Genomic DNA, 1,802 nt, shown 5'->3' with positions numbered 1-1,802 from the left:
CTAGGAGACTGCTGAATAAGCGGGTTTGGGGGTGGGAAGAGCGCCGGCAAGGTCGTCTGTGCGGTGTGTGAGGTCAGGCCCTCGTGAGGGTCGACAGTGGTCGTTCTTCCCGCTGGTATCAGTATGACGTGCGGGGCTGGTCGGGTCGCGGGTTCACCGCTGTCAGGCGATGGCCCAGATGTTGTCGATGCGGTCAAGTCCGAGGTTGAGCAGTCGGCGCAGGTTCAGAGCGGCCATGCGGGTGTGCAGCCATTGATTGTTGGCTCGAACGCCTCGGTAGCGCAGTTTCCGGCAGCGTCCTTTGGGGCCGATAAGCCAGGCGATGGATCGTTCGACCATGGGCCGGTGGCGGCGGTAGGTGGTGAGGAGGTCGGTGTTCTCGCGCCAGTCGTGGCGGGCTCGACGCAGGTGGGCGTCGTGTTCGTGCAGGTTGAGGGTGCGGCCGTCTGTTCGGGTGGTGCATCGTTCGCGCAGTGGGCAGCCGCGGCAGGCGACCCCGAAAACAACCTTGTGTTTCGAGGTGATCGAGCGGGTGACCCCGCCCGGGCAGGTCGCGGTGCGGTCGTGGTGGTTGAGGGTGAAGGCATCGAGGGTGAACCCGCCAGGGACCGCTGGGCGAAGCGGAAAGGGTTTGATGATCGCGGTGTGGCCCTGCCCGGCTAGTTCGGCCCGCATGTCACCGGTGCCATATGCGCTGTCGCCCAGCACCTGTCGTGGCTCGTTCTCCTGGGCGAGCAGGTCCAGGCCGATGACGGATTCGTGGTTGTTACTGCCGTTGCCTTTGGCGAGGCGCCCGTCGGTGAACAGTCCGGTGTCGGGTTCGACCGCGACGTGGGCCTTGTAACCGTCCTGTCGTTTGTGGACGGTTTTGTGGATGTGGCGGGCGTCGGGATCGACGACCGAGATCACCCGGTCGGTGGTGACCTTGCGGGCGATGCGCCACCGGCCGTCGGTGCCGTCGGAGTCCTCGGCGGGTTCGACGTCCTGGCCGGCGATCAACGCCAGCAACGCCAACGCTTGCGATGCCTTGTCTCGGATATCTTCATCGAATTCGTTGTCTGCCAACGTGTTCACGACCGTGGTCGCGTCGTTGACCAGCGCCGAGACCAGCGCCTCCCGAGCTGCCTTGTCGGCCCAGGCGATCGCGGGTTTGCCGGGATCGTCGTAGTCGTGGGCGCGGCACTGCGCCGCGATGACCGCCGCCGCGCCTGGCACCTCGCGCCGCACCCGCCGGATCGCCGCGATCAATTGGGTGACTGTGTCCTGGGTGGCGACCGCATCATCGAGGACCACCGAATCCAACGCCCGACGTGTCTTGCCTTGCAGTACACCGGTTTCGGCGATAACGGTGCGGACCGCGTCGAAGATCCTGTTCGGGTTGTTCGACTTCGCCAACCGCCGCCGCCAATAGGTCAACGTGGACGGATCGAACCCTTCATCGTCCAACGCCAACCCACAAGCCACCTTCCACCGCAGGTCACACCGCAACGCCTGCACCGTTTCCCGGTCGGACAGATCATGCAGTGCCTGCAGCACCATCACCGATGCCGCGACCTCGCACGGCAGGCTCGGCCGCCCGGTCCTGCTGGGGAACAAGTCCTCGAACATCACCGCCGGGAACACCTCACACCGATGCTCAGCCAGAAACGCGAACACACTGCCCGCCGGAACCAAATGCCCAACCAACGCAGCAGCATCCATCAACTGCGGATCCGAACCACCCTCACCCTGCACCCCACCATCCTCGTTGACCCGCCCCTACGGGCCGGGTCAACACACCGAGTTATTCAGCAGTCTCCTAG

General features: G+C 65.0%; 1 protein-coding gene. It reads right to left on the bottom strand.

Annotated features, from left to right (window positions below; genetic code table 11):
• Positions 1-162 precede the first annotated feature (162 nt).
• Positions 163-1,701: an IS1182 family transposase gene (locus ABZW16_RS43895; protein ID WP_354962091.1), complete on the bottom strand. Its 1,539-nt coding sequence runs from the start codon at positions 1,699-1,701 to the stop codon at positions 163-165.
• Positions 1,702-1,802 lie beyond the last annotated feature (101 nt).

The organism is Nocardia sp. NPDC004604, assembly GCF_040609795.1.
In the GTDB taxonomy this organism is placed as follows: domain Bacteria; phylum Actinomycetota; class Actinomycetes; order Mycobacteriales; family Mycobacteriaceae; genus Nocardia.
This window is presented reverse-complemented; position numbering and strand designations above follow the sequence as displayed.